This window comes from Pseudomonas inefficax, from assembly GCF_900277125.1.
In the GTDB taxonomy this organism is placed as follows: domain Bacteria; phylum Pseudomonadota; class Gammaproteobacteria; order Pseudomonadales; family Pseudomonadaceae; genus Aquipseudomonas; species Aquipseudomonas inefficax.
Genome location: NZ_OPYN01000227.1, coordinates 1 through 1,283 on the forward strand (window position 1 = coordinate 1; position 1,283 = coordinate 1,283).

A 1,283-nucleotide genomic window follows, 5' to 3' on the forward strand; every position below is an offset into this window, starting at 1 on the left:
CTTCCGCCAAAGCGGGCCCATGCCTCGGCGTAGGCCTTGGCGTCGATAACTTGCCAACCGCGCTCGCGGAAGGCCTGGATACGGTTGAGCATCAGGCTTGCCCCACCAGCGCACGAACTTGCGGCAGCTGCCAGAATGCCTCGCGCACCGCCTGGTCGGAAAAGCGTTCGCGCAGGCGCTGCAGCATGTGCTCGGCACAAGCCTGGCGCTGCTGCCCATCGAGCACAGCCATGTGCTTCAGGCCCTGGGCCAGCTGCCCGGCATCGCCCAGCGGGAACAGCACGCCAACACCTTCGACCACTTCGCGGGCACCGCCACAGGCCGTGGCCAGTACCGGTACACCGGCAACCATGGCTTCGAGCAGGACCATGCCGAACGGCTCATGGTCGGAGCTCAGGGCGAATACATCGAACGCCTGGAAGTAACGGCGCGCATCCGGCACCTGGCCAAGGAAGTCCACTTGCCCGGCAATGCCCAGCTCAGCGGCCTGGGCCTTGAGCCTGGCCTCCAGGCGGCCCTTGCCAAGGATTGCCAGGCGGGCACCGGCCGGTAGCCCCGGCAGCGCTTCGGCAAAGCCACGCAGCAGGGTGGCCTGGTCCTTGTCCGGGTGCAGGCGCCCGACGTTACCGACAATCCACGCCTGCGCATCCAGGCCGAGGGCCTGGCGGGCCTCGGCGCGTGGCACCAGGGCCGCATGCAGGGCGTCGATGTCGATGCGGTTGTACAGGGTCTGGATACGCTCTGCCGGCCACTGTGGCAGACAGCGGCGCATGTCGTCGCGTACTGCGTCCGACACGCCCAGCAAGCTCAGGCGTTTGCTGAACAGGTTGGCGAAGATGCGTCGCCCCTTGCGCTCGTAGTCACCGAAGGCATGGTGCACGCCAATCACCGGCAAACCGGTAGCCAACAACGCCACATAGATCGGTTTGAAGCGATGGGCAATGCAGAAAGCGAAATCGCGCTCGGCCGCGATCCGCCGCAATGCAAGGATCGCCCCGAGTTTCAGGCCGCGCACGGCCTTGGAGCTGAATTCCAGGAACAGCACCTCGTCCGACGCGCAGCCAGCCGCGACCTGCGGGTCGGCGGCGCCGGTGAGGAACACCGTAGTCACCTGGTAGCCACGCCCCTGGAACAGGCTGGCGTACTGACGGGCGCAGTCCAGGAACGGCCCGTCATAGCCATGGCAGAACTGCAGGATGCGCGGTTCAGAGCGGCTGGTCATACGGGGCCGCGCCGTCCTTCACAACCAGGATGTCTTCCATGATCAGGTACTGCAGGTCCGA

General features: G+C 66.3%; 1 protein-coding gene and 1 pseudogene. Both read right to left on the reverse strand.

Annotation, left to right across the window (positions count from 1 at the left end; translation table 11 throughout):
• Window positions 1–92: pseudogene (locus tag JV551A3_RS28790) on the reverse strand (GNAT family N-acetyltransferase); the annotation flags it as partial.
• The gene (locus JV551A3_RS28795; RefSeq protein ID WP_133979324.1) at window positions 92–1,222 is read right to left on the reverse strand and encodes a glycosyltransferase; all 1,131 of its coding nucleotides are present in this window, start codon (window positions 1,220–1,222) and stop codon (window positions 92–94) included. The gene JV551A3_RS28795 and the pseudogene JV551A3_RS28790, both read right to left, overlap by 1 nt.
• Window positions 1,223–1,283: the final 61 nt, after the last annotated feature.